The sequence below is a fragment of the Oscillospiraceae bacterium genome (genome assembly GCA_031265355.1).
GTDB lineage: Bacteria > Bacillota > Clostridia > Oscillospirales > UBA929 > JAIRTA01.
The window spans coordinates 1-25,140 of sequence record JAISCT010000047.1 but is presented as its reverse complement, the minus strand read 5'-3'; the positions used below and the strand labels follow the sequence as shown (position 1 = coordinate 25,140).

At 49.0% G+C, this 25,140-nt stretch carries 27 protein-coding genes and 1 tRNA gene; all 28 read left to right on the top strand.

All coding sequences use genetic code 11. The features are described 5' to 3' along the window. The first annotated feature begins 82 nt into the window (after nucleotides 1-82). Complete coding sequence (locus LBK75_06875) at nucleotides 83-1,198, top strand: AI-2E family transporter (GenBank protein ID MDR1158016.1); 1,116 nt, start codon at nucleotides 83-85, stop codon at nucleotides 1,196-1,198. 172 nt (nucleotides 1,199-1,370) lie between these two features. Continuing rightward, nucleotides 1,371-1,446 (top strand) — tRNA-Ala (locus LBK75_06870). A gap of 319 nt (nucleotides 1,447-1,765) precedes the next feature. Then, complete coding sequence (locus tag LBK75_06865; protein ID MDR1158015.1) at nucleotides 1,766-1,999, top strand: hypothetical protein; 234 nt, start codon at nucleotides 1,766-1,768, stop codon at nucleotides 1,997-1,999. A gap of 3 nt (nucleotides 2,000-2,002) precedes the next feature. Then, nucleotides 2,003-2,230 (top strand): DUF3791 domain-containing protein, encoded by a 228-nt coding sequence (locus tag LBK75_06860; protein MDR1158014.1) that lies wholly within the window; start codon nucleotides 2,003-2,005, stop codon nucleotides 2,228-2,230. 323 nt (nucleotides 2,231-2,553) lie between these two features. Then, nucleotides 2,554-3,696 carry a Fic family protein gene (locus LBK75_06855; protein MDR1158013.1) on the top strand — a complete coding sequence of 381 codons (1,143 nt, stop codon included), beginning with the start codon at nucleotides 2,554-2,556 and terminating at the stop codon, nucleotides 3,694-3,696. A gap of 102 nt (nucleotides 3,697-3,798) precedes the next feature. Then, nucleotides 3,799-5,097, top strand: coding sequence for an ATP-binding protein (locus LBK75_06850; GenBank protein MDR1158012.1), 1,299 nt, complete (start codon nucleotides 3,799-3,801; stop codon nucleotides 5,095-5,097). Nucleotides 5,098-5,156: 59 nt separating this feature from the next. Next, nucleotides 5,157-5,396, top strand: coding sequence for a hypothetical protein (locus LBK75_06845; protein MDR1158011.1), 240 nt, complete (start codon nucleotides 5,157-5,159; stop codon nucleotides 5,394-5,396). A 3-nt stretch (nucleotides 5,397-5,399) separates the two neighbouring features. After that, complete coding sequence (locus LBK75_06840) at nucleotides 5,400-5,600, top strand: DUF3791 domain-containing protein (GenBank protein MDR1158010.1); 201 nt, start codon at nucleotides 5,400-5,402, stop codon at nucleotides 5,598-5,600. A 230-nt stretch (nucleotides 5,601-5,830) separates the two neighbouring features. Further along, nucleotides 5,831-6,085, top strand: coding sequence for a type II toxin-antitoxin system RelB/DinJ family antitoxin (locus tag LBK75_06835; protein ID MDR1158009.1), 255 nt, complete (start codon nucleotides 5,831-5,833; stop codon nucleotides 6,083-6,085). Continuing rightward, nucleotides 6,082-6,465 carry a type II toxin-antitoxin system VapC family toxin gene (locus LBK75_06830; GenBank protein MDR1158008.1) on the top strand — a complete coding sequence of 128 codons (384 nt, stop codon included), beginning with the start codon at nucleotides 6,082-6,084 and terminating at the stop codon, nucleotides 6,463-6,465. The genes LBK75_06835 and LBK75_06830 overlap by 4 nt, the downstream gene beginning before the upstream one ends. Nucleotides 6,466-7,281: 816 nt before the next feature. Beyond that, nucleotides 7,282-8,004 carry a hypothetical protein gene (locus LBK75_06825; GenBank protein ID MDR1158007.1) on the top strand — a complete coding sequence of 241 codons (723 nt, stop codon included), beginning with the start codon at nucleotides 7,282-7,284 and terminating at the stop codon, nucleotides 8,002-8,004. Between the two features lie 99 nt (nucleotides 8,005-8,103). Beyond that, on the top strand, nucleotides 8,104-9,822 hold the full coding sequence (locus tag LBK75_06820; protein MDR1158006.1) for an S-layer homology domain-containing protein: 1,719 nt from the start codon (nucleotides 8,104-8,106) through the stop codon (nucleotides 9,820-9,822). Nucleotides 9,823-9,867: 45 nt separating this feature from the next. Beyond that, nucleotides 9,868-11,568, top strand: a complete 1,701-nt coding sequence (locus tag LBK75_06815; protein MDR1158005.1) for an S-layer homology domain-containing protein — start codon at nucleotides 9,868-9,870, stop codon at nucleotides 11,566-11,568. A gap of 94 nt (nucleotides 11,569-11,662) precedes the next feature. Continuing rightward, nucleotides 11,663-12,421: a hypothetical protein gene (locus LBK75_06810; protein MDR1158004.1), complete on the top strand. Its 759-nt coding sequence runs from the start codon at nucleotides 11,663-11,665 to the stop codon at nucleotides 12,419-12,421. Further along, nucleotides 12,418-13,191, top strand: coding sequence for a CpsD/CapB family tyrosine-protein kinase (locus tag LBK75_06805; protein MDR1158003.1), 774 nt, complete (start codon nucleotides 12,418-12,420; stop codon nucleotides 13,189-13,191). Before LBK75_06810 ends, LBK75_06805 begins: the two co-directional genes overlap by 4 nt. A gap of 23 nt (nucleotides 13,192-13,214) precedes the next feature. Continuing rightward, nucleotides 13,215-13,928, top strand: coding sequence for a capsular polysaccharide biosynthesis protein (locus tag LBK75_06800; GenBank protein MDR1158002.1), 714 nt, complete (start codon nucleotides 13,215-13,217; stop codon nucleotides 13,926-13,928). Between the two features lie 44 nt (nucleotides 13,929-13,972). Next, a complete protein-coding gene (locus LBK75_06795; protein MDR1158001.1) occupies nucleotides 13,973-14,731 on the top strand; it encodes a sugar transferase in 759 nt (252 codons plus the stop codon). A gap of 50 nt (nucleotides 14,732-14,781) precedes the next feature. Next, nucleotides 14,782-15,777: a kinase gene (locus LBK75_06790; GenBank protein MDR1158000.1), complete on the top strand. Its 996-nt coding sequence runs from the start codon at nucleotides 14,782-14,784 to the stop codon at nucleotides 15,775-15,777. Further along, on the top strand, nucleotides 15,774-16,436 hold the full coding sequence (locus tag LBK75_06785) for an SIS domain-containing protein (GenBank protein MDR1157999.1): 663 nt from the start codon (nucleotides 15,774-15,776) through the stop codon (nucleotides 16,434-16,436). Before LBK75_06790 ends, LBK75_06785 begins: the two co-directional genes overlap by 4 nt. A gap of 7 nt (nucleotides 16,437-16,443) precedes the next feature. Next, entirely contained in the window at nucleotides 16,444-17,136 is a 693-nt protein-coding gene (locus tag LBK75_06780; GenBank protein MDR1157998.1) for a nucleotidyltransferase family protein, read from the top strand. Beyond that, nucleotides 17,133-17,582 carry an HAD family hydrolase gene (locus LBK75_06775; protein ID MDR1157997.1) on the top strand — a complete coding sequence of 150 codons (450 nt, stop codon included), beginning with the start codon at nucleotides 17,133-17,135 and terminating at the stop codon, nucleotides 17,580-17,582. The genes LBK75_06780 and LBK75_06775 overlap by 4 nt, the downstream gene beginning before the upstream one ends. Before the next feature lie 51 nt (nucleotides 17,583-17,633). After that, nucleotides 17,634-18,890 (top strand): glycosyltransferase family 4 protein, encoded by a 1,257-nt coding sequence (locus LBK75_06770; GenBank protein ID MDR1157996.1) that lies wholly within the window; start codon nucleotides 17,634-17,636, stop codon nucleotides 18,888-18,890. A gap of 290 nt (nucleotides 18,891-19,180) precedes the next feature. After that, nucleotides 19,181-20,350, top strand: coding sequence for a glycosyltransferase (locus LBK75_06765; GenBank protein ID MDR1157995.1), 1,170 nt, complete (start codon nucleotides 19,181-19,183; stop codon nucleotides 20,348-20,350). Between the two features lie 2 nt (nucleotides 20,351-20,352). Continuing rightward, on the top strand, nucleotides 20,353-21,705 hold the full coding sequence (locus LBK75_06760; GenBank protein ID MDR1157994.1) for an O-antigen ligase family protein: 1,353 nt from the start codon (nucleotides 20,353-20,355) through the stop codon (nucleotides 21,703-21,705). Nucleotide 21,706: 1 nt separating this feature from the next. Then, nucleotides 21,707-22,252: an acyltransferase gene (locus LBK75_06755; GenBank protein MDR1157993.1), complete on the top strand. Its 546-nt coding sequence runs from the start codon at nucleotides 21,707-21,709 to the stop codon at nucleotides 22,250-22,252. Then, nucleotides 22,167-23,270 (top strand): glycosyltransferase, encoded by a 1,104-nt coding sequence (locus LBK75_06750; GenBank protein MDR1157992.1) that lies wholly within the window; start codon nucleotides 22,167-22,169, stop codon nucleotides 23,268-23,270. The genes LBK75_06755 and LBK75_06750 overlap by 86 nt, the downstream gene beginning before the upstream one ends. After that, nucleotides 23,267-24,367: a polysaccharide pyruvyl transferase family protein gene (locus tag LBK75_06745; protein ID MDR1157991.1), complete on the top strand. Its 1,101-nt coding sequence runs from the start codon at nucleotides 23,267-23,269 to the stop codon at nucleotides 24,365-24,367. Before LBK75_06750 ends, LBK75_06745 begins: the two co-directional genes overlap by 4 nt. Nucleotides 24,368-24,382: 15 nt before the next feature. Next, a partial coding sequence (locus LBK75_06740) for a Coenzyme F420 hydrogenase/dehydrogenase, beta subunit C-terminal domain (GenBank protein MDR1157990.1) occupies nucleotides 24,383-25,140 on the top strand: 758 nt, incomplete at its 3' end.

Genomic DNA, 25,140 nt, shown 5'->3' with positions numbered 1-25,140 from the left:
CGGTTTGGCGCGGCCTCGGGCGAGATTTTATCTTCCGCGTCCGGTGAGCACCGGGGCGCGGGCCGGTTTCAGGGAGGGTAATATGCTGTCGAAAGCCAAGGAATACATCAAATATATCATCCCCTTCGTACTGGGCGTGTTTCTGTTTTCGATGATCACGGACTTCGAAAACACGATGAAGTTTCTGTCCAGCGTGTGGAGTTGGATCTCCTATGTGCTCTCCCGCTTTGTGATCGGGCTCAGCATCGCCTATTTTCTGAATTTCTTTGTCCAGTGGCTGCGCAAGACGTTCAAGTTCCCCTTTTGGCTGGCGGTGATCTCCGCGTACCTTGTTCTCATCGGCGCCGTGGTGTGGATGATCATCTACATCGTGCCGTATATGATCACCAGTGTGGAGCAGCTCATCGTCGTGGCGCCCGGCTTCATCGACAACACGGGGGAGTTTTTGGCGCATTACTTCCCCCGCATGGACGCGGACAGCCTCAGTTTCCTGACGACCTTTGTCACGGGGGCCTCCGACCAGTTCATCAAGTGGGCGACGGAGCTCGTCAACGTCTCGACCTTCCTGCCGGTTGTGCGCTCGGCCGGGCGCGGTCTCCTCGACATCAGCTTCGGGCTGCTCATCTCGTTCTACACGTTGGTGGGCAAGGACAAAATCCTGGCGGCGCTCAAGCGGTGCGTATATGCCTTTATGGCGTCGGACAAAGTCGAAAAGCGCATCCAGTTCTGCCGGGAAGCAAACGAGATCTTCTCGCAGTATGTGGTCGGCAAATTTGTCGACTCCCTGATCATCGGCGTGCTGAGCGCGATTTTGTACGCCATCTTCGACCTGGAGATGATGCCGTTTCTGGCGGTGCTGGCCTTCCTCTTCAATATGATTCCTTATTTTGGACCCATCATCGGCATGGTCATCACCGGGATCATCCTCCTGTGTTTCTCGCCGCTGCACGCCCTGTATTCGCTGATCATCTCCGTGGTGCTGCAGACGATCGACGGATCCATCATCGGGCCCAAGATTCTGGGCGATGCGGTGGGCATCAGTCCGCTCCTCACGATCGTGGCGATCTCCGTCGGCGGAGACATCGGCGGGCTGCTCGGCATCTTCCTCAGCGTGCCCGTCGTGGCCACGCTGAAGACCCTGGTATTTGACAGGTGGGTGAAGCACAAGCTGGAGAAGAAGCGCGTGCAGATCGAGTAGCGCCCGCGCCGGGCGGGACGTTTGCCGGCCAAACCGGGAATAGAGAAAAGGAATTGTGCAAACACGCTTGACATCGTTGTGGATTTCCTGTACTATAAAAAAGGATGGCGCCGGCCTCTCCCAAGTCTGCCGGCGCACCGCCCGTGGTATTTTGTGGTATGGTTTTGTATATGGGGGTATAGCTCAGCTGGGAGAGCGCTTGAATGGCATTCAAGAGGTCAGCGGTTCGATCCCGCTTATCTCCACCAAACCATCTTAAAAACAAACCCCCTTATAAGGGGGTTTGTTTTTTAAAAGGCTTAATTCTATCTCAATATGTTTACAAGAACGCAATTCCGCTTGAAATTTCCGCACTGCCGCGCAAAACAGCCAAACTTGGCGGTTGGGAGGGTAAAGTGACCATGTCCGAGGACTTTAATGCGCCGATGGAGGAATTTGAGGTGTAAATGTCGTCGCATTCTCGTAGGGGCGGCATTCTACCGCCTGCGGCGGAGAGGCATTGTAGCAAAAAGAAAGGTTGACAGCGATTAGAATTCATAAAGCATGTCGGGAATGAGGTCGTAAAAAATGGATAAGCATACTGTGTTTTTGTCACTCTATTCGTACCCGATCGTTACGGATTTGGCCGCGCGAAAAAATATCAATAAAGCGCAGGCATTAGACTTGTATTATAATTCAAAATTTTATCGTTTATATGAAAAGGAAAGCACAAAATTATGGCATTTTAGCAAAGTGACATTGAGTAAGATGCTGGATAAGGAAATCACAACAGGAAATTTAGAAATTCCTGTGGAGGGGTGAGCTATGGATAAAGATTTGGAGCACATTGAGTTTGTGATGTACTGCATCGAAACCTACAAAGCACATAATGGTATTGATGGAAAGCAAGCATATGTTGCCCTAAAAACAGCAGATGCTATCCGGTTTGTCGACAAAAATTATGAATCTTTGCATACATTTGGAGATGCAGAGATTGTCAGAAATATTGACGAATATTTGAAAAACCGGCGACAGGGTTTTCCTGCGCAATAAAATTACCCATCACCCGTCGTCAGCATGCCATTGATGCGGCTGATTTACAATTTCCGAGCGAACCATATTTTGCCACCTACTATATCAAAAGACAGAACAGAAAACTCTGCAAAAAGAACAATATATAGAAATTCCCCAAGCTAGCCCACAATATATAGTGGATGGTGGGGGGTGTTTTCTGACAAGGTCGGGAGAGCGCTTGAATCATTGCTTAAATTGAAATTGAGCATCTTAGATTATCTATCTTATTTCAATTTTACTTGACAAATTGAAATAAGATAGATATAATATAACGTGTGATTTCAGAAAAGGAGGAATGACCTTTGCCTACAAACAGAGCTGGAACGCTCAAACCCAATCTCTCGGGCGAATCGGCGTACAAATCCTTTGCACCCACGACCTTGCCGCCCAATCCAACGATTGAGCTTGCCGATATGGTAAATTTGCTTGTGGCGGCGAATAAGCAGCTTGCGCTCTTGAACGGATTATCCGCTTACATTCCGAATATCAATCTGTTCGTTTCCATGTATGTCCGCAAAGAAGCCCTGATGTCCTCACAAATTGAGGGAACGCAGGCGACGCTTGAAGATGTGCTTGACCCGTTGCTGGATGAAAATGCGAACCGCAATGTGGCCGATGTTATCAACTATATCAAGGCGACGGAATTCGCGATTGAACGGCAGAAAGAATGGCCGCTTTGCAATCGTTTAATTAAGGAAACTCACGCTGTTTTAATGGAGGGAGTTCGCGGACAAGAGAAAAATCCCGGCGAGTTTCGCCGTTCGCAAAATTGGATTGGCGGCGGGGGCAGTACCCTTAAAAACGCTCGGTATATCCCGCCAAACGTCGAGGATATGATGGAGGCGATGTCTGACCTTGAAAAATATATCAACGCAGAGGACGAACTTGACGTATTGATTCGCGCCGCGCTCATTCACTATCAGTTTGAAACCATTCACCCTTTCCTTGACGGGAACGGGCGTGTCGGGCGGCTGCTCATTACGCTGTTTCTAATGGAAAAGGTCGTTTTGTCCGCGCCCGCGCTGTATATCTCATATTTCCTCAAAAAGAACCGCATTGAGTATTACGACAGAATGACCGACGTGCGAAACAAAGGAAACTATGAGCAATGGGTCAAGTTCTTTCTGCAAGCCGTTTTAGAATCCGCCGAGGACGCTGTGGATAAAATCCAAAAGCTCTCCGCGCTCCACGCTAAAAACGCGGAAACAATCGGTAAAATGGGCAGGGTCGCAAAAACTACCATGCGCTTGCTTTCCTACCTTGAAGCAAACCCTATCATCGAGATGGGGAAAACAGCCGCTGCGCTCTCGCTCTCGTTTAATACGGTTTCATCGGCAGTCAAACGCCTTTGTGACGAGGAAATTTTGGTGCAAAGCGAAACCGAACAGCGTAGCAGAACCTTCAGCTATAAAGACTATCTTGACCTACTCCGTGAGGGAACGTAATACCGTCTAACAGCAAAAGCGACAGGCGCTGAAAGACCTTGAAAAACTGAAACGATTGGGCTACGCAAGTATAGTATGATAAGTGCGAGGTGATAACACTTTATGGAACGAAAGATCGTGAAAGACTTGCTGGCATGGAAGAATAAGCCGGATAAGCTGCCGTTATTGTTGCAAGGGGCGCGTCAAGTAGGCAAGACGTATATCCTGCTGTCCTTCGGAAAGCAGTACTATAAAAACGTGGCATATTTCAGCATGGAGGAATCCAGAGAGATACCCGCCATTTTTGAACGCGATCTGAATCCGGAAAGGATTATCCGTGAGCTTGCCGCACAAAGCGGGCAGAGTATTTTCCCGGAGGATACGCTGATCGTTTTTGATGAAATCCAAGCCTGCGAACAAGCGTTAACTGCGCTGAAATACTTTGCCGAAAGAGCGCCGCAATACCATATCATTGCGGCGGGCAGCTTGCTGGGCGTGGCGATGAAGCGTGAAAAGTTCTCTTTCCCCGTCGGGAAGGTGGATATGCTCCCTCTGTATCCGATGGATTTTGAGGAATTTCTGTGGGCTGTCGGGCAAGAGAAGCTCTGCCATTTAATCCGTGACTCCTATGAGGGATTCACGCCGTTGTCGCTCCATGACACTGCGATGGATTTGTATAGAACCTATCTTGTGGTGGGCGGTATGCCTCGCGTGGTGCAGGAATACGCCGACAAGCGCGATTTTGATTTTGTAGTCGCCCTGCATCGTACACTGAACGATTCCTATATCGCGGATATGGCAAAGTATGCTGCCCCGCAGGAAACGACACGCATTATGGCGGCGTGGGCGTCGGTTCCCGCGCAACTTGCCAAAGAGAATCGCAAATTTCAGTACAAGGTCATAAAGTCCGGGGCGCGGGCAGGCGAGTATGCGGTCGCGTTGGACTGGCTGAAGGCGGCGGGTATGATCCATAAATGCATCCATGTGACGGAGGGGAAAATGCCGTTATCCGCGTATGCGGAAAATGAAGCGTTCAAGGTTTACATGGTGGACACCGGGCTGCTTTGTTCCAAGCTCGACATCGCTGCCCATATCGTGCTGCACACGCCACATAGTTTTGACGGGTTTAAAGGCGCGTTGGCGGAAAACTATATCATGCAGGCGCTGGTCACAAACGGTATTACGCCGTATTACTGGAGCTCGTCGGGTAAAGCCGAGGTGGATTTTGTTTTTCAGGACAGGCAGGGTAATATTATCCCCTTGGAAGCAAAGTCCGCCGACAATGTGCGCGCAAAAAGCCTGCGGAATTACAGAGACATATACAAACCCATTCATTCTGTCCGCGTATCGGCTAAAAATTTTGGCTTTGAGAACAGCATAAAGAGCGTACCGCTCTATGCGGCGTTCTGTCTGAAAGGATGAGGGGTAACGATGATTCTTTTTTGAAATTTCAATCCGTATTAAATAAGGAGGTTTAAAGGATGGACGAAAAAAGATTTTCTTCGCAGCTTTTTCTAATCACTCCGCAGGTTATCGGGCTTATCGCGGAGAAAAGCCAAATGGATGAGGAAAAGGCAATCGAGTTGTTTTATACCTCCGAGCTATACGCGGGGTTGGAGGACGAACAGACGAAACTGTGGCATTTAAGCCCGTTGGCACTTTTTGAGATGTTCTGTGAGGAACGTGAAATAGGTAAAATTACCTATCCGGAGGAGGCCTAGGCTATGAGCAAAGCGGGAAAGTTTCTTGTGTTCTGCCTTGAAATGTACAAGGCGGCAAAACATATGACCGGCAAGGAAGTCATTGAATTATTCAAGCAGTACGGCATTATCGATTATGTGTTGTCCTGCTATGAAGCCATGCACACCACGGGGACGAACTATATCGTAGAGGATATTGACTTATTTGTAGAAGCAAGACAATAGGGTTAATAATTAGCCTATGACCTAACCACTTGAACGATTGTGCTTAATAGGGCACGTATAGTAGTGTGAGGGATGTCCGGCGGTGACGCCGGTTCCTACTCGACCGTCGCACCAGTCGTCAAGACGGCCACAAACGCATATAGAATATTGTTCAAGACAACACATATTTCTTGACATCGTGCATACAATATGATATTCTTATGACAAAAGACAAGACGGGAGGTTATGTCATGAATACTAACATTAACATCCGCACGACGAGCGAATTAAAAACCGGTGCAAACGATGTTCTGAAGCGCATGGGGTTGGATATGTCTACTGCGGTCAACCTATTTCTGACCCAATTGGTTTATAAGAATGCAATTCCGTTTGAAATTTCCGCGCCTCCGCGTAGAACAGCCAAACTTGGCGGTTGGGAGGGCCAAGTAACTATGTCCAAGGACTTTAATGCGCCGATGGAGGAATTTGAGGAGTATATGCAATGAAATATCTGCTGGATACGCACGTTGTTATCTGGGTGGCCGCCAATCCGCTGGAATTGCCGGATAACGTGAAGTCGATGATACTTGACCCGGATTTGGAAAAGTACGTCAGTATTGTTTCCGCGTGGGAGACCGCGATTAAGTTAAACAACGGAAAACTGAACATAAAGGGCGGCTTGCTGGAGTTTTACCGTATGGTGGATGAAAATGGATTCATCCAACTTGGGGTGGAACGGGAGTATATTGATAATCTGGCACGACTTCCGATGATTCACCGCGACCCGTTTGATCGAATGCTGATTGCTACGGCCCTCGTGGAAAATCTGACGTTAATCACAATCGATGAAAATATCAGGAAATATGACGTGGCGACTGTTTGGTAAATCGCCGCGTCTCAAAAGCCCGTGAGTTGTGAGTAAAATTCACGGGCTTTGTTGATGCACTTGGCATTGGATGATAGCTTGACAGTGAAAATCTGTTATTTTTCGATGTCTTTTTGCGCTCCTGGTATGTAAATATATTACTGGGATTTATTGGATATATACCTTCAGCATTCAAAAGCGCCCGATTTGGGCTTTGTCAGCCGGCGGATCGGCCGGCTGGATGGTATGCTGTTTTTCAGCCGATATGAGAGGCGCGGTCCCCGGTTTCGCCGGCGCCGCGGGCCCGTATATCGCGATGGACACGGGCAGGCAGAAAATTTTTTGTTTGCTTATTACGCGTTTGCGTCGATTTCTTTCCGTCGAAACATGACGTGCATATCGGCAAAGGTAAGAATGCCAACCATTTTCGCCTCCGGCGTCCCCGTCCGGGCGTTGCGGCAGGTGGCGGTATGCCTGCTGCACTCGGTATGACCGAACTTATTTTTGACGCATCTCACAAAAAGTTCCGCGAATACGTCGTGTATTTGCGGAACTTTTTGTGATATTTGTCCCCAAAATCTCTCAATACCGCCTCTGACAGACGAAAAAACGGCGTTTGGCCGCTCGAATGGCTGTAAAGTGGCTTGACAGATATCGACCCGATATGTTAGAATAAAATGGTATTCACCCATAAATTTTCCATTTTTTCTGCGATAAATCCTGATTTGGTCATTTTTGGGGGCGGACGGTCCCGTTTGTGCTTGTTTGATCGCGAGGTGCGCTGTGAAGAAAAAGAAGAAGAGGCGGTCTCCTGCCGCGAAAAGACGGATCCTTGCTTTGCGTATCATTTTTGGCGCGGTCGCGCTGGCGGCCGTGATTGTGGCGGTGTGGCAGTGGGACAACATCGGCGCCTTCGTCGCCTCCCGGCGGTACTCATCCGACGAGCTGGAAAAGATGCTCTCCGAAAATGAGAAAGACACGGAAACCATCCTTGAGAGGCTTCCTTATGTCACGCTTCGCCCGTTGACGGACGACGAAAAAGTACAGCTCCGCAGCGGGGAATTGACGGAGGACGAAGTGGTGGAGCGCATTCTCGCCCTGTCGGTTCCCGCCGCCTCTGCCGGTGTGGACACAGCGCCTAAGCCCGGTGCGAACCCGGCCGCGACCGACACGCCGACCGCCTCTCCCGCCCCCTCGCCGCCCGCGCCGGGCGATGAGAAAGCGGAGCGAATCGCGACGCTCGTCGCGCGCATCTACGTCCTGCGCGAGTCCATGACCGGGCAGCTTGAGGGCATTGTGGGCGCGGCCAAGGCCGAGTACAACGCCCTGCCCAAAGAGCAGCGAACGGACGCGAAAAAAGCGGAGTTCGCCACGAGGTGCCTGCGCCAGGCCGCCGCCCTCGAACGGCAGTCTGACGCGACCGTCGACACGATTTTAAAGGAGATGGAACCCCTTTTGCGGGAGACGGGCGGGGATACGGGCCTGGTCGGCGAGATCAGACGGGCGTATGCGAATGAAAAATCGTTGAAAAAATCATATTTTATCAATCAATATTCGTAAAAGCACATTGTGCGCATAAATGGCAATAAATGGATACATAAGAAGAGGCATTAAGAAGAAGCACACGCAGGAAGACGCACAGAGAAGAAGGTGGACCGCATGAAAAAAATCATTGCCGTCATACTGGCGGCGGCTTTGTTGTTGCCATTCTCTCTGCCGGTGCTGGCGGCGGAGCTGGAGAGTTTCACCGACATGCCGACGGGCTGGTCGCGCGACGCGGTCGTCGCGGCCGTCGAAAACGGGCTGCTCCAGGGGAGCAACGGAAAAATCGATCCGCAGGGCAGCCTGACGCGGGTGCAGATGGCGGCGATTCTTGTCCGCGCGTTCGGCGTGGCGAACATGAGCAAGGCCGCGGATCTCAGTGCGTTCACCGACGTGGATCCAAACGCGTGGTATTATAAGGAACTGTCTCTCGCCGTCGGCATCGGACTGCTCCTTGGCGACGGGCAGGGGCGGCTCAGGCCCAACGACGTCACCACGCGCGAGGAAGTCGCGGTGGTGTTGTCGCGCGCGTTTTTCCTGCTGGACGCCGAGGTGGATCTGTCGGTTCACACGGATGCCGGCAGGATTTCGTCGTGGGCGCGCGACGGCATGGCGGCGCTGGCCAAAGCGGGCCGCCTGCAGGGCTATCCCGACGGTACGTTACGGCCACAAGCGACCATCTCCCGTGAGGAATTCGCGCAGATCATGAGCCGTCTGGTCGCCCGTTACATCACGGAGCCGGGCGAATACACGTTCGAGACGGACGGCGCCGTCGTCATCCGTGTGCCGGGCGTGATTTTGAAGGGCTGTGTCATCGCGGGCGATCTCATTTTAGGAGACGATTTGGTCCGCGCGGACGTGACGCTGGAGAACACGGTGTTTGTCATGCCGTCGGGGGCCGCGGCGGCGGCGCCCCGGCTGATCGTCCGCGCCGAAGAGAACGTTGCTGAAGGCGGTCCGCCTCCGCTGATCGGGCCGGGCGACGGTGAGGACGGCGAAGATGTCGAAGACGGGCAAACGCCCGGCGGAGACGGCAGTTCGACGCCCACGGTGCCTTCGACGCCCTCGACGCCCACAATGTACACGTTGAACGTCAGTGTGTCGAGCCCGCCGCAGAACGTTTCCACACAGAGAGCGACGGGGCTTGCCGGCGACGGTGAGGCGGGCCTCTTGGTCATCCTCGGCCATCTGAGAGACAACGCGCAGTACTTGGAGAGCCAGCTCACCCCCAGTGCTTCTCCCACCGGGTTGTTCGGGCCTTTGTTCGGCCTGCTCGGCGGCGACGTCACCCTGGACACGCTGGCCGATTTGACGGCGCTCACGCAGTATGTGACGGTGGCGCCGGGCAGCGCCGCGGACGCGGCCAAGTGGAGAAGCCCAAACAGTCGCCTCGAAGATTTGGAGGGGCAGAGCACGTTGATTTTTGACGACGAGCCCTTCTACACGGAAATGCTGGTCGACGTCGGCCGGGATGCCGGCGGCTACACATTGCAGGTCACTCTCACGGGCAGCGTCAATGGCCTGACCGTGGGCAGTTCTTATCTCACCGGGGCCAATCATCTCTACGACAATGTCTTCGGTTCCATCGAGCGCAGACTGGATGCGTTGCTAAGCCGGTATGATCTGTCCGCCGACATTACGGCGGCCGACTACATAGCGCAGACCAGGGCATGGTTCAACAATCTGGCGGAGTCCGAACTGAGCGAGCTGCTCACAGCCACGCAAGGCAGTGCCGCTCCCCTGATGAACAGAGACACATCCATCGGGGCGGTCGCCGGGTACGTCTTCACGTTGCGCGCCCCCGGCTTCACCGTCGATGTGAGCGTCGTTCGGTAATGCAAGACTGATCGCGAAAAGAAGGAGGTGGGTAGCTTGCGCGGCATGAAAAAAGCGACGGCCGTCGTGCTGTCGGCGTTGTTGCTGCTGTCACTCTCTCTGCCGGCGTTGTCGGCGGAGCTGGAGAGTTTCACCGACATTCCAACGGGTTGGTCGCGCGACGCTGTCGTCGCGGCCATTGAGAACGGATTGCTCCAGGGGAACAACGGCAAAATCGATCCGCAGGGCAGCCTGACGCGGGTGCAGATGGCGGCGATCCTTGTCCGCGCGTTCGGTGTGACGAACAGGGAGCATGCCGCGGATCTCAGCGCGTTCACCGACGTGGATCCGAACGCCTGGTATTATAGGGAGCTGTCCCTCGCCGTCGGCATCGGACTGCTCCTGGGCGACGGGCACGGACGGCTCAGGCCCAACGACGCGGCCACGCGCGAGGAGGTCGCGGTGGTGCTCTCCCGCGCGTTCTATCTCCTGGACGCCGCGGTGGATCTCTCAAACCGCGCGGACGCCGGCGCGATCTCGTCGTGGGCGCGCGACGCTGTGGCGGCGCTGGTCAAAGCGGGCCGCATGCAGGGCTACCCCGACGGCACGCTGCGGCCTCAAAGGACCATCTCCCGCGAGGAATTCGCGCAGCTTATGCGCCGCTTGGTCGCCCGCTACATCATGGAGCCGGGCGAGTATACGTTCGAGGCCGACGGCGCCGTTGTCATCCGCGTGCCGGGCGTGATTTTGAGGGACTGTGTCATCGCGGGCGATCTCATCCTGGGGGACGATTTGGCCCGCACGGATGTGACGCTGATAAATACGGTGTTTGTCATGCCGTCGGGGGACGTGACGGCGACGCCCCGGATGATCGTCCGCGCTGAGGCGCGCATAGTGGAAGCCGGCGACAGCGACGCGCCGCCGCTGGTCGGGCCGGAGGACGTCGGAGACGGGGAAACGCCCGGCGGGGGCGGACCCGGCGGCGGTTCGACGCCCTCGGCGACTACATATACGTTGAACGTCAACATGTCCAGCCCGGAGCAGAGCGTCGCCACACAGAGAGCGACAGGGCTCCCCGGCGACGGCGAGGCGGGTCTTTTCTACCTGGTCCTTCGCGATCACATGAGACGTAACGTGACATATCTGAAGAGCCAGCTCACGCAGAGTTTCCCGTCCACAGGGTTGTTTGGGCCGCTGTTCGACATGTTCCGAGACGACGTCAGTCTGGACATGCTCGCCGATATGACGGAGATCTTGCAGTACGTGACAGTGGCGCCGGGCAGCGCCGCGGGCGCGGCCAACTGGAAAAATCCGTACATCCACCTCAGGGACTTGGAGGGGCGGAGTACGCTGATCTTTGACGACGCGCCTTTCTACGCGGAGGTGTTGGTCGACATCGGCCGGGTAAGTGGCAGTTACACGCTGCAACTCACCGTCACGGGCCGCGTCAGCGGCCTGACCGTGAGCAGTTCCCTGCTTGCTGGGGCAAGCGGCCTCTATGACAATCTCTTCGGCTCTGTTGCGCGCAGGCTGGACGTGTTGTTGAACCGCTATGAGCTGGACGGCGATATCTCGGCCGGCGACTACATGGAGAGGATCGAGACCTGGTTTGACGGCCTGTCGGAAAGCGAACTGAGCGCGCTGCTCACGGTCACGCAGGGCAGTGTCGCCCCCTTGCTGAACAGGGACGTCTCCGTCGCGGCGGTCGCCGGGTACGCATTCACGTTGCGCGGCCCCGGCTTCACCATCGATGTCAATGTCCAGTGACGCGGCGGCGCCGCGCGCGCCCCTTCGCAGTACACCTTGCGTCGAACGGGCGGAGCGCCATTCGGCGTCGGAAAGAGGTTTTGTTTTGGCTGAGATGACTGAAACCACCGAAATTGATTTGAGAAAGCTGGCGGTCGCCCTGCTGCGCCGGTGGTGGCTGCTTCTGGGCGCGGCGCTGCTCGGCGGTGCGGTCGCCATGCTGTTTACCCGTTTTCTTGTCACGCCGATGTACGCGGCCACCATCAAGCTGTATGTCAACAATTCCAACGAGGTGGGCGCCTCCTCCATCTCCTCCAGCGACATCACCGCATCCAAGTCGCTTGTCGACACCTACATCACCATCATCCGGAGCGACACCGTGCTGGACGAGGTGCTGGCCATCACGGAGTCGGCGCACACGCCCGGCAGTCTGAACAAGCTGCTCACGGCGGGTGCGTTGAACGCCACGGAGGTGTTTTACATCACCGTCACGGCCGCTGACCCCGCCGAGGCGGCGCTCCTCGCGAACGCGATCTCCGAGGTCGCGCCCAAGTATCTCTCGGAGATTGTCGACGGCAGCTCCGCGAAGATTGTGGAGCGGGCCAAAGTGCCGGCGGAACCGTCCTCGCCCAACGTCAAACTCAACACTGCCGTCGGCGCGTTGTTGGCGTTGTTGGCGGTGGCGGCAGCGGTCCTTCTCATGGCGGTCTTCGACGTCCACATCCTGTCGGAGACCGACCTGCGCAGCCTTTCGGATTTGCCGATCCTCGGCGTCATATCCGATTTCCAGGCCGCCGGGAGATCTGGGCACGGGTACTATGCGTACCGCCGCACCACGGGCAAAACGAAGGGGGAGGAGGTGGCCGCCGAATGAGCGGCAAAAAACGCAGCCAGCCGTCCGCGCAGGGCCGCAAAGCCGGCGTGACGGACGACCCGCCTGAGAGCCATGGCGTCAGGGGCGACCGTCAGCATATCCTGGGTGAGAAAATGCCCTTTGCCCTCATCGAGGAATACAAGATGTTGCGCACCGCCGTCACATTCGCCGCTTCCACGGGCGGGGAGACGTGCAAGCTCATTGGCGTCACCAGTCCGCTGCACTCGGAGGGCAAGAGCATCACCTGTCTGAACCTCGCCATCGCCTTCGCGCTTACCCAAGTGCGGGTGCTGCTTCTCGACTGCGACCTCCGCAAACCAAACATCGCGCCGCTCCTGTCCATCAGCGCGGCGCCGGGGGTCAGCAACGTGTTGGCCAACATGTGCGGTGTCAGCAAGGCGGTGTGCAAATTGCGGCGCCACGACGCCCGTCTGGACGTCGTTCCGTCGGGCGACATTCCGCCGAACCCCTCGGAGCTGCTGGGTTCCGAACGTGCCGGCGCCGTTTTGACCGCGCTCTCACAGTCCTACGACTACATCTTTGTGGACTTGCCGCCCGCGCTGTTGGTGTCCGACGCCATGGCGCTGTCCAGACACCTGTCCGGTCTTGTCGCCGTGATCCGCGCCGGTCAGACGAAAAAGGACGATGTACTGTTGACGCTGGAGCGCTTTCGTCTCGCCAACGCCAATGTGTTGGGCTTTGTGCTAAACGGCGCGCCGCGGGCAAGCGCGAAGCGGTACTACGCATCAAAATACGGCCAATACGCGTGATACCGCGCCGGACGGGTGAGGGCTTGACTGATTTTCACACACACATCCTGCCCATGATGGACGACGGGAGTCAGAGTGTCGGTGAGTCCGTTGCGATGCTTGCGCGCCTCCAGGCGCAGGGTGTTACGACGGTGGTCGCCTCCCCGCACTACGACAGCGCGCGAGAGGCGCCCGAGGCATTCGCCGCGCGCCGCGCGCGAGCCCTTGCCATGTTGGCCGCAACGCGAAACGCCGAGACGCCGATCATCTTGCCGGGCGCGGAGGTCAAGTTTTTCATCGGCCTTTCGCAGGCGCCCGATCTCCGGCCGCTGTGCCTGGAGGGAACGGACAGTCTTCTGCTGGAGATGCCTTTTTGCCCATGGACAAGCCCCGTCGTCAACGAGGTCTATAAGCTTATCACCGTACGCGCGCTCACGCCGGTCCTCGCGCATGTCGAGCGATACATAGCGGACAGGTACAATCTGGACGTCCTGCGGGATCTGATCTCGTTCGGCGCGGTGGCGCAGAGCAACGCGGAGTTCTTTTTGTCGCGCCGGACGCGCGCCCGCGCGTTTTCCATGCTCCGCAAGGGATACATCCACGCGTTTGGAAGTGACTGCCACAATCTTGAGGACAGGCCGCCGAACATGGGGGCGTTGTTGTCTCTCATCTGCAAAAAGCTGGGAATTTCGCAGTTTCACGCGCTGCAAACTTCGGCGGAAGTTGCGATTTTGGGTCAAAGGTTGAAAACAAACTGAATGATACAAACGCGCACACCGGCGCGTGGATTTGGAGGGAGAAGATGAATATGTACCACGAACCCTTGCCTGCAGATGCGGTGGATCTGTATTGGGGGGGAGAGGGAGCTTCGCGGCAGTTCGAAGAGGAGATGGCGGCAAAAAGTACGGCGTTGGAGGAATTGGCCGCCTTACAAGTGGATGCCAGAGTTGGCGCTCGGCACGCGTATTTGTTCGCCAAACGGGCGATGGACATCGCGATGGGAGTGGTTGGTTTTATCTTGTTGTTGATTTCACTGCCGTTTGTGGCCGTGGCGATCAAGCTGGATACGAAGGGGCCGGTGTTCTTCGCGCAAAAGCGCATCGGTAAAGATGGGAAACCCTTCACTATGTTCAAGTACCGCAGCATGACCGTGGACGCTGACCAGATGAAGGCGTCGCTGTTAGAGCGTAACGAACGCGAGGGGCCGGTGTTCAAGATAGCGGACGATCCGCGCGTCACGCGCGTCGGGGCTTTTTTGCGGAAGACATGCATAGACGAACTGCCACAGTTTATCAATGTACTGCTGGGCGACATGAGCATAGTAGGGCCGCGGCCCCCGTTGCCGGAGGAAGTGGCGCAGTACAAGAGATATCAGCGGCAACGGCTCGCTGTCAAGCCGGGCATCACGTGTTATTGGCAGGTCATGCGCGAACAGGCGCCTACGTTTGACGATTGGGTGCGGATGGACATCGAGTACATAAACAAACGGTCTTTGGCTGTGGACATAGGGATGGTTTTTCGGACCTTCGGCGTGATCTTGGGGCACAAGGGGCATTTGTGAGATGATATGAATGTATAATAAAGAAATAGTGAAGGGGAAGATATGGTGTAATGATCATAACAAAGACACCGTTCCGGATGTCATTTTTTGGAGGAGGCACAGATGTACCGGAATTCTTCAGTGCTCATGGTGGGGCGGTGATATCGACGACGTTTGACAAATATTGCTATGTGAATGTAAGACATCTGCCGCGTTTTTTTGAGTACTCATCAGAGTTCTCTTATTCTGAAATTGAGCGTGTCACGCGATTGCGCGACATCAGGCATCCGGCCATTCGAGAGGCAATGAAAGTATTGGATATGCATGAGATACGCTTGTCATATGAAGCGGATTTGCCGGCCCGAACAGGTCTTGGTACAAGCAGTTCGTTTGCGGTGGGGATGTTAAACGCATTTTATTGTTTGAAAGGCAGATACGTAGACAAGAAAAAGCTCGCGGATGAAGCGATATATTTGGAACGAACGTTGTGCAATGAGGTGGGTGGTTGGCAGGATCAGATAGCGGCTTCATATGGCGGACTCAATCGTATTGATTTTACCGAGGCGCAGTACGATGTAAGGCCAATCATCATCAGCAGAGAACGAAAGAAACAGTTAAATGACAATTTGATGATGTTTTTTACCGGTTTCTCGCGCTTTTCGTCGGAGATTCAAAGTGTGACCCAATCAAGAATACAGGAAAATACAGACAGCTTGAAGGCGATGCTAGCGCTTGTAGATGACGCGGAGGCGGTCTTGACCCATGATGAGATAGACTTGGACGAGTTCGGTGTTCTGCTTGACAAATCGTGGAACCTCAAACAACGGACGGGCAAGGGTATCACTACAGAGTATATAGACACATTGTACGAGAAAGCAGTGGCCGCAGGCGCGCTCGGTGGGAAATTATTGGGTGCCGGTGGCGGTGGATTTTTACTGTTTTATGTTCCTTCAATGAAACGGAGTGCCGTGACCAGTGCACTGAGTGAACTTTTATATGTCCCGTTTGAGTTTGAGGACGCGGGTTCTCAGGTGGTTTACTACTCGCCGGAGGCACTGACAAGATGAGAAGCCAGGAGATCTCGTTAAAGAATAGCACGTTGCGCATGATAGATGAGCTGTATATGCGCCATCCTGTCCTGGGTGTCTGTGACAATGACATCGTGGAGACTGTGGGGTTGTTGACAAGAACATTTGTCGTCGGCGGAAAACTTTTAACGGCGGGGAATGGCGGTAGTGCTGCGGATGCACAGCACATAGTGGGCGAGCTGATGAAAGGATTTGCCTTGCCACGGCGACTGACAGAAACCGATGAACAGAAGTTTGCAAATGCGCCGAATCGACAAGTGCTCATGTCAGAACTGCAAAAGACATTGCCCGCAATATCGCTCGTTGGAGAGACGGCATTGATGACGGCATTTGCAAATGATAAAGCACCTGAATTTGCTTTTGCGCAACAAGTGTATGGGCTCGGTAGGCCAGGCGATGTGTTTTTTGGTATAAGTACATCAGGCAATTCACTCAATATCCTATACGCAAGCCAAACAGCCAAAGCGGTAGGAATGAGCGTGGTCGGCCTTGCGGGAGAAAATGGCGGAAAGCTTCGTGAATTATGCGATGTTTGCATAACTGTACCTGAGACGGAAACGTATAAAATACAGGAGTTGCATTTGCCTGTATACCATACCATGTGTCTCGCCTTGGAAAATGAGTTTTTTGGAGGATAGCCGGTGTATGCAAGCGATTGTTTTGGCAGGCGGATATGGTACGCGGTTGCGTAGCGTTTTGAAAAATATGCCAAAGCCAATGGCGCTTGTCGCGGGAAAGCCATTTTTGGAATACATCTTGACATGGTTGTTGGCAAACGGTATCACAGAAACAATCATTGCCGTTGGATATATGGGTGAAAGTATAGTCAGCCACTTCAAGGATAGATATCACGGTATGAAAATCAGATATTCTCGTGAGACAGAGCCGTTGAAGACAGGGGGTGCGATTAAGAAAGCACTCGGGTACTGCCCGGAGAATACAGTATTCATTATCAATGGGGACACATATTTCGATGTGGATTTGCGTAGTATGGAAGTCGATTTTAATGAAAAGAAGTATGATCTGCTCATGGCAGTCAAGGAGTTGCACAATTTTGATCGTTATGGATCTCTTATCATTGAGGATGGAAGGGTCACAGCTTTTAGTGAAAAGCAACGACAGATATACGGATATATAAATGGCGGCGTGTACATAGTCAACCGTGATTTACTAGATGATTGTCCGGAGATATTCTCATTCGAGACTGATTTTATGGAGAAGAGTATTTCTAATATTTGTATTGGGGCATTTGTCTCAACTGGATATTTTATAGATATTGGAATCCCGGAAGACTATGAGTTGGCACAGGTTGAGTTTAGAGGTGGCGCACCGCGATGAATAAGGCTGCGTTCTTTGACAGAGACGGGACAATCAATATCAACACGGGACATACGTACAAGATAGAGGAACTCAAGTTCATATCAGGCAGACCAGAGTTGATCAAGGGATACAATGACGCAGGGTACCTCGTTATCGTGGTCACGAATCAGGCGGGCATAGCGAAAGGACTCTATACAGAAGATGACATGCACAGATTCAATCGGCATATGAACGAACGATTACAGGGTGAATACGGCGCACACATCGATGCTTTTTATTTTTGTCCGCACCATCCTGATGTCACAGGTGAATGTAATTGCCGCAAACCCAAGCCTGGCATGTTGCGAAGGGCGATTGAGGACTTTGATATTGACGTAGGGGCATCCATATTATTTGGAGATCAAGCATGGGATATGCAAGCGGCGCAAGCATGCGGGATTAAGAATGTGTTGTTAGACGATTGAACAGGGTGCAACAACACGACCACATTACGATGTTGGGGAGACATGGACATAATGTGTAAAAAAGTGCTTTTAGTTGCAACACGAAAATTTTGGCCAGTAAATTCTGGAAAAGATCTCACGCTTTTTTATAATTGCAAAGGGCTTAATGAACGATATGGATACAAAGTTTTTGTCTACTGTATGGACTCTGAAACCAATCCACATATGCCCGTACCGGCCTTTATAGAAGAAGTGAAATTTCTAGGTAGAATTTCACTTCTTGAGAGATTTTGTAATCTCATCAGATATTCAGTATTCGGCGCAAAATGGCCGATTCAAATTGCTCTCTACCGCAGCAAACGTGCTATAAGAGAATTGCAATCTTATTTCAACGAAATAAATCCCGATGTTGTGTTTATAGATATGATCAGACTTGCACCATATAGTGAGATTTTCTTTTCTCAAGAATGTAAGAAGATACTCATTATGGATGATGATCTTGCAAAACGATATAAACGACAACTAGCAACACAGGCTGCCGATTCAGATGTTATGGGAGCATATAGCGATAAATTGCCAAAGAGCATACGTTGTATTTTGCATCTTAATTTTCTTAAGTCCGCTATTTTGAAGTTTGAAATCCCACGAATAGAAAAAGCGGAGTGTAAAATTATACCTTTATATGACTATATTACATACATTTCTCCTGTCGAACGAGACGAATTTGAGATGCGTCATCATTCTGGCAAAGGAGTTCTATTAACTGTTGGTACAAATTTGCCGTCGGTGGACAGTAGAGAAAATAAAATCATAAAGAGAAGAAATACACTTGTGTTTGTTGGAAATTTCAGCGTCGCAGCTAATGTAGATTCTTTAACAATGATAGTGGCGAAAGTTTTACCTAAACTACGCAAAGATGCTGTGCTTCATGTGATAGGTAAATGTCCGCGGGTGCTTTCAGAGAAATTCCAAGATAATATACGAGTGAAAATGCATGGGCGAGTTGAAAATTTAGTGCAAGAAATAATGACATGTATGATTTATATAGCCCCGATTGCATATGGTACGGGGATAAAATCGAAAATAATAGAGGCAATGGGGATGAGCATGCCTGTAGTAACCAATACAATGGGTGTTGAAGGGATTGTTGCAAGAAACGGTGTAGATGTTTTTGTGAGAGATGATTTTGATGAAATGGCAGCTATTGTTGAACGGTTATTGGATGACGATAATTTACGTGAGACTATCGGTGCTAATGCGCGACAATTCGTATTGAAGAATCATACATGGGATAGAGTCTATAATGCCTTTGATGAAATGGGATTGTAAAGAAGTTAATAGCCCTGTTTAAAAAATCAATAAATATGTATCATTTGAGTAAAATGGTGATGGTGGCGAGATAAATGAGACTTAAAGAAAAGAGGAATCGGATTTGTCATAGTGAGTAGCCATATGACCGAATCATTTGATTTTTTGGAGAAGCTTGGACATAGTTTATTAAGAACCCATGAAACTGCAACAAGCATGAAAATAAATGAGTGAGACTTTGTCACGGAAAACTTCAATTGGGATACCGCTGAGAAGTGTTTTGAGAAAATCCTCAGAAAGGGAGATGAATATTGAAGCTGTTATTAATTTGTAAAGGAGCACCGTCAGGAGTTGGTGGCGGCGATATTGGAGCAAATAAAGCATATGTATGCATAAAAGAAATCTGCCAAGAAAACGGTATTGATTTCAAATGTGTTTCTCCTGATAATAATCCCGAAGAAAACCTCGGCTGTGAACTGAAAAAAAATAGATCGATTGACTTATTAGCCAGAGTATTCGGTCACACCACGTCTTTGTATGTGATGTGGCTTAAATATAGGGAGAAAATTTTTGCATATAGTCCAGATATCGTCATCTCAATAAGCTCGCGATTGGGGTTTGTTACTAAAAGTATAGCTCGTCGAAATAAGGCGACAAATTGCATAGTTGCTTTTGAAAATGTCGAATGCGACTATGCAATTGTGCCATTCCTACAATTGCATAGTCTATTACGCACAATATTCACGCGTATTGAACGCATGTTTGTTGTCAGGGACGAAAAGGCTGCGCTGAAATATGGTGCTTCTTTTATATTCTTGTCTGACAGGGACTATAAGCGAACGAGAGAAATTTACGGACGAGAGATTTGTAATCATCAGATAATTCCAGCGTGTATTCAAAGTGAAATCCGGCTTACCATAAACTCTCCGAAACCAACAATTGTTTTTGTGTCGAGTCTTCAGTTTAAGCAGAATGTAGCATCGCTTTTGTGGTTCTTAGACAATGTCTGGAACGTCTATTTCAAAGAGAGCGATAGTGTCAATTTTATCGTTGCCGGTGCTGAGCCACCTCCAATAGTTGTGGAACGCTTGAAGGACGAGCGGAATGTAAAGCTGTATAAAAATTTTAAACACATGGCGGACATCATCCCTCGTGGCGCGCTCCATATTTCACCTATTACAGTTGGTGCTGGCATGAAAGTGAAGATCGCGGAGGCGCTTGCGGCTGGGCTTCATATTCTGGGTACTGACGAGGCTCTGGTAGGATATAGTGAGTGTTTTGGAGCGAGGGGCATTAGGCACGCCAACACGCCTGGTGAATATAAAATTGCGATTGAGAAGTATATCGCATTGGGTCATGAAGAGATAGAGCAGATTTCGCGGGAGAATCAGGAGCTTTTTCACAGATTCTATACTTATGCTAGGGCAAAAGAGGGATATGAGAAAGTATTGAAATCTGTTGTAGTAGAGGAAGCGAATTGACCATGGATGTGCAGTTATCGACAAGGAGAGAATACTTAGATAATCGTGTCAATATTATTGTCAGCAATGCAGGGTTTAACTTCGTTATTGTCGTATTTTTGATTCAGGCATTAATGCATGATTTTATTGACATATTGCACTTGAGTTTTGCCTTTACGATGACAAAGATGTTTGCGGTTGTGTTTGCAGGCTTTGTTTCCTTACCAAATATAAACAAGATTTCAGTGGGCACAAGAAGAATTGAATATGGGTGGTTGGTATTTGGGATAGTGGTCCTCATATATGGAAATTGGGATTTGCGCAACGGTTATTGGTACGTCGCTTTCTTTTATTCTGTAACAGTCTTACTGGTGTTTATGCTTTCATACTCGACCAACTGGATAAACACTTTTTTTGATGTCCTGAAGATATTTACAATAATTCACGCTATAGGTACGCTCTTATTCTTTGTTTTTCCGTCGTTATATTCTTTATATCGGCCTATTATTTATGCAACAAGCGAGAGCCCTTATTTAGATGGATACAAAAGTGGACTTACTCTCCATTATTCTACAAATGCAGTGTATCTTGCCCAAGGATTGATAGTATATTTTACAGAAATGATATCAAATAAAAAGATAATAAAAAAAGGATTGATCCCATTTATCTTAATTCTGTTTGCGTTAATATTAACGACAAAAAGGGCTCACTTGTTGTTCGGAGTCATCGTTCTTTTTTTCATCTATTATATCCAAACAGGCCATTTTTTAAGAATCATAAAATTCTTGTTTGTAGGTGTCTTGCTATTAGTGGGTGTCTACATATTGGCACAATGGATTCCAGAAATCGGAAACGCCTTGGAACGATTTACTGGCGGTAATTTATCTGATATGACTGGCAGAAATTATATTTATGAAGCTGTCTATCAATTGTTCAGTCAGAATCCGATTTTTGGGAGAGGGTGGAACTGGTTTATGTATTCGGATGTAAGTCGTTTCTTATCACAAAAATACAATTTCATATTTGTGGGCACAGAATATATTCAGGTTCATAATGTTTATCTTCAATTGCTTTTGGAAGTTGGTATCGTTGGTTTTGTGCTTCTCATGTTTTTATTTATCAAAACACTACTGGTAGGATTAGATTTGTATAGAAGATTGTGGAGGGACAATAAATTATTGGATCCAATTGAAAGCAAATTTACTCTTTTTTCAATAGGGTATCAAATATTTTTCCTCTGCTATTGTATGACCGGGAACCCTCTGTACGATACGATGGTATATATTGTTTATTTCTTCAGTTGCGCCGTCGTCATAGCATTAAGGAGGAAATACAGTAGTTTGTTAACAATCGATTGGCGCGGGGGTTTAGATTAAAATGAAAGTAGTAATAAGACGGATTGTCGCAGGTGTAATTTACGTATTTTTCAACTATTTTGTCAATAATATTCCCGCATATTGGTTGCGCAGGCTATTATATTGTGTTGCTGGAATGAAAATCGGTAGAGGTTCGAGACTTGCAATGAAGGTCATCGTATTCTTACCGTGGAAGATTCGCATTGGCGCGAATACGATGGTAAATGAATACACAATTTTAGATGGTCGAGGCGGACTTGAGATTGGAGACAATGTTTCGATTTCGATGTTTGCGATAATATATTCGGCATCGCACAAAGCGCATTCAGATACCTTTGAATCTTTCAAAGAAAAAGTTAATATTGACGATAATGTTTGGATTGGTGCACGAGCTATTGTTTTGCCGGGTTCCAGATTATCGAAAGGCTCAGTTTTAGCAGCAGGCAGTTCATTTACAGGCGAGACGGAAGAGAATGGAATATATGCTGGAGTGCCGGCAACGTTTAGAAAAATGCGCGCTATTAGTGATTCCTACAGATTGGGTAGGCATTTATACTTTTTTAAATAGGGTGAGATTAATGGAGTTTGGTAAAGTTTCAATTATTGTTCCTGTCTATGAAGCTGAAACATATCTTCGCAACTGTATTGATAGTATTTTAGCGCAAACATATCATGATATTGAAGTGATTTTGGTTGATGATGGAAGTCGTGATACGTCAGGTATTATTTGTGACGAATATGCGCAACAAGATGCAAGAGTGATCGTTATCCACAAAGAAAATGGTGGTGTATCTAGCGCAAGAAACATAGGGCTGAACGTGGCGAAAGGAGAGTATATTGGGTTTGTTGATAGTGACGATACTATTGAAATGGATATATATGAATTATTGTTAAAATCTCTGGTGGGAAATAATGCCGATATGGCAACATGTGGGTATAAATGTATTTATGATATTGGGACACAAGAAATTAAGGTTGAGAATAGCATATACCAAGTAAAGGAGTTTTGTAAACTCGTATTATCCGACTTTAGGATGTATAGAATTATGCGAGGTCCATGTAATCGGATTTTAAGAAGAGATTTGTTGCGTGAAGACAATCTCAATATATATGGATTGCAGTTTGCGGAGGAGATTTCATATGGCGAAGATACATTATTTGTTTCTGATGTTTTGCTTAAATGCAACACTATTACGTTTGTTGATGCTTGTTTATACAATTACTATATCCGTGAAAATGTCAACAGTATATGCGCCAATGTTTCTGATGATAAGAATTATCAAGATACGATGACTGTAAATAATCGTCTTTGCGAGAGTTTTAAGAAAATTCTTCCTGAAGAAAAAGGAAAAATTGATAAGGTTTTTGAACTTCAAAATTTGCTTGCAAAGCGAGATGGAAAAATTGCAGCTGCATTAAGAAGTATTGATACTATACATAGCGTTTACAGATTGACATTTAAAGAATTTTTGCAAATTATTAAATTGTCAGACAGTCGAATTATCACTATAAATACGATTCTTATATATTTTGCTCCTAAGTGGTTGTATAGAATGATTTGTAAAATTGTGAGGCGGAAGAAATGAAAAAAATTGCGATTATAACATTTGTGAGAGAGCGGAGCCCGGGTGCTGTGCTTCAGGCGTATGCGCTTCAACAATTTATCTTAAAAATTCAACCAAAGCGTGTTCATGTAGTCGACTTGGATTACTCTTTCAAGCCGTTATTTGATCCAAAAACTAAGTTTGTCAGTCTTTCCAAAGGCATAGGTGCAATACGGACTCTGAAGGGCAGAATCTGTAATCCCGTCCATTTCAGAGAATGTAAAGCTTTTGTAGAGAATAATATTGCTTTAAGTACCAAGAAATATTCATGTGCGAATATCCAGAGTGCAAATGAGTTGTATGACATTTTTATTGTTGGCAGCGACCAAGTATGGAATGGAAGAATGACTGACAATAGTTTTGATGATTTTCTTCTCACCTTCTGTAACAGAGATAAATACTCATATGCGGCTAGTTTTGCCAAAGTAGAGATTTTCGAGCAATACAAGAGTAAAATTCTTGAAAGGCTGCAGTCTTTTAAGGGCATATCACTCCGAGAACCAATCGGAGTCACGGATATTGCCTCTAATACAAGGGAAACACCTTATGTCCATATTGACCCGACATTGCTTCTCGACGGAGCAGACTACTTGAAATTTATTGATAAATCTCTTGTTCCAGAAAGAAAATTCATTTTTGTATATACAGTGGCTCACCATAACAAATTGCTTGATTTTGTGCGCAGAGCACAAAAAGAAACGGGATACATAGTTGTATATAGCACTCCATATAAAGAAAGCGGATTGGATGACTTGCCTGGAATCGTTCGCATTAAGGCATTGCACCCAAAACAATTTATCAGCCTTATTGCAAATGCTGAACTTGTTTACACAACCTCGTTTCACGGTACAGCGTTCTCAATATTATTGAAAAAGAATTTTTTTGTGGAAATAAACTGCGCAGACGGAGTTAATACGCGTGTGAAAAGTTTGCTTGAAATACTTGATTTGATGGAGCGGGACATTGAAAGAATCGACGATAGTTATACTGCCCTTTCGGATTATTCGACTGTTTTTGAGAAACTGCAAAATAAACGCGAAGAAGCGAAACAGTATTTAGACGGGATAATTGAAAATTAGGAGAGATTATTACGTATGGATTATGTTTATTCAGATAAAACAAAATGTTGCGGCTGTGCAGCTTGCGCTCGTTCTTGTCTTACAGGCGCTATAGTTATGCTAGCGGATGCAGAAGGTTTCATTTATCCAAAAATTAACAAAACACAATGTGTCGATTGCGGGCTGTGTCATAAGGTCTGTCCCTATATAGACAATGAGGTTGTCGAAAATTTTCACCCTCACTATAAGTGTTACGCCGCCACGCATAAGGATAGAGCGGTTTTAGAAAGATCATCTTCTGGCGGTGTGTTTACGGCTCTTTCCGATATCATCTTGGAGCAAGATGGCGCTGTCTATGGATGCGGTTATACCGAACAATTGAAAGCCATACATATGCGAGCGACGAGCACTACAGAACGCGATAATTTATGTGGTTCGAAATATGTTCAAAGTGAAATCGATGATAGCTTCATATATGTTCGCGATGATTTGCGCAATGGTCTGCATGTATTATTTATGGGTACGCCTTGTCAAATTGCGGGATTGTTATTATTCCTGTATGGTGAAAACACGTCAAACCTCCTGACAGTTTCTTTGATATGCCATGGAGTCCCCAGCCCAAAATTATTTGCTGAATATTTAGATTATTGCAATAAAAGGAGAAACGCGAAGATAGTCGAGTATCATCACCGCTCTAAAAATAATTATTGGGCACATATAGAGTGCAGTAAATTTGTGTATAATAATGGTGATAGTGATAGTGATAGTGATAGTCTCATGTCTCAGGCTTGGAA

Excerpts from the sequence above, each read along its gene's own strand:
- LBK75_06875 (MDR1158016.1), top strand. The coding sequence starts at position 83 with ATGCTGTCGAAAGCCAAGGAATACATCAAATATATCATCCCCTTCGTA.
- LBK75_06865 (MDR1158015.1), top strand. The coding sequence starts at position 1,766 with ATGGATAAGCATACTGTGTTTTTGTCACTCTATTCGTACCCGATCGTT.
- LBK75_06860 (MDR1158014.1), top strand. The coding sequence starts at position 2,003 with ATGGATAAAGATTTGGAGCACATTGAGTTTGTGATGTACTGCATCGAA.
- LBK75_06850 (MDR1158012.1), top strand. The coding sequence starts at position 3,799 with ATGGAACGAAAGATCGTGAAAGACTTGCTGGCATGGAAGAATAAGCCG.
- LBK75_06845 (MDR1158011.1), top strand. The coding sequence starts at position 5,157 with ATGGACGAAAAAAGATTTTCTTCGCAGCTTTTTCTAATCACTCCGCAG.
- LBK75_06840 (MDR1158010.1), top strand. The coding sequence starts at position 5,400 with ATGAGCAAAGCGGGAAAGTTTCTTGTGTTCTGCCTTGAAATGTACAAG.
- LBK75_06835 (MDR1158009.1), top strand. The coding sequence starts at position 5,831 with ATGAATACTAACATTAACATCCGCACGACGAGCGAATTAAAAACCGGT.
- LBK75_06830 (MDR1158008.1), top strand. The coding sequence starts at position 6,082 with ATGAAATATCTGCTGGATACGCACGTTGTTATCTGGGTGGCCGCCAAT.
- LBK75_06820 (MDR1158006.1), top strand. The coding sequence starts at position 8,104 with ATGAAAAAAATCATTGCCGTCATACTGGCGGCGGCTTTGTTGTTGCCA.
- LBK75_06815 (MDR1158005.1), top strand. The coding sequence starts at position 9,868 with ATGAAAAAAGCGACGGCCGTCGTGCTGTCGGCGTTGTTGCTGCTGTCA.
- LBK75_06810 (MDR1158004.1), top strand. The coding sequence starts at position 11,663 with ATGACTGAAACCACCGAAATTGATTTGAGAAAGCTGGCGGTCGCCCTG.
- LBK75_06805 (MDR1158003.1), top strand. The coding sequence starts at position 12,418 with ATGAGCGGCAAAAAACGCAGCCAGCCGTCCGCGCAGGGCCGCAAAGCC.
- LBK75_06795 (MDR1158001.1), top strand. The coding sequence starts at position 13,973 with ATGAATATGTACCACGAACCCTTGCCTGCAGATGCGGTGGATCTGTAT.
- LBK75_06790 (MDR1158000.1), top strand. The coding sequence starts at position 14,782 with ATGATCATAACAAAGACACCGTTCCGGATGTCATTTTTTGGAGGAGGC.
- LBK75_06785 (MDR1157999.1), top strand. The coding sequence starts at position 15,774 with ATGAGAAGCCAGGAGATCTCGTTAAAGAATAGCACGTTGCGCATGATA.
- LBK75_06780 (MDR1157998.1), top strand. The coding sequence starts at position 16,444 with ATGCAAGCGATTGTTTTGGCAGGCGGATATGGTACGCGGTTGCGTAGC.
- LBK75_06775 (MDR1157997.1), top strand. The coding sequence starts at position 17,133 with ATGAATAAGGCTGCGTTCTTTGACAGAGACGGGACAATCAATATCAAC.
- LBK75_06770 (MDR1157996.1), top strand. The coding sequence starts at position 17,634 with ATGTGTAAAAAAGTGCTTTTAGTTGCAACACGAAAATTTTGGCCAGTA.
- LBK75_06760 (MDR1157994.1), top strand. The coding sequence starts at position 20,353 with ATGGATGTGCAGTTATCGACAAGGAGAGAATACTTAGATAATCGTGTC.
- LBK75_06755 (MDR1157993.1), top strand. The coding sequence starts at position 21,707 with ATGAAAGTAGTAATAAGACGGATTGTCGCAGGTGTAATTTACGTATTT.
- LBK75_06750 (MDR1157992.1), top strand. The coding sequence starts at position 22,167 with ATGCTGGAGTGCCGGCAACGTTTAGAAAAATGCGCGCTATTAGTGATT.
- LBK75_06745 (MDR1157991.1), top strand. The coding sequence starts at position 23,267 with ATGAAAAAAATTGCGATTATAACATTTGTGAGAGAGCGGAGCCCGGGT.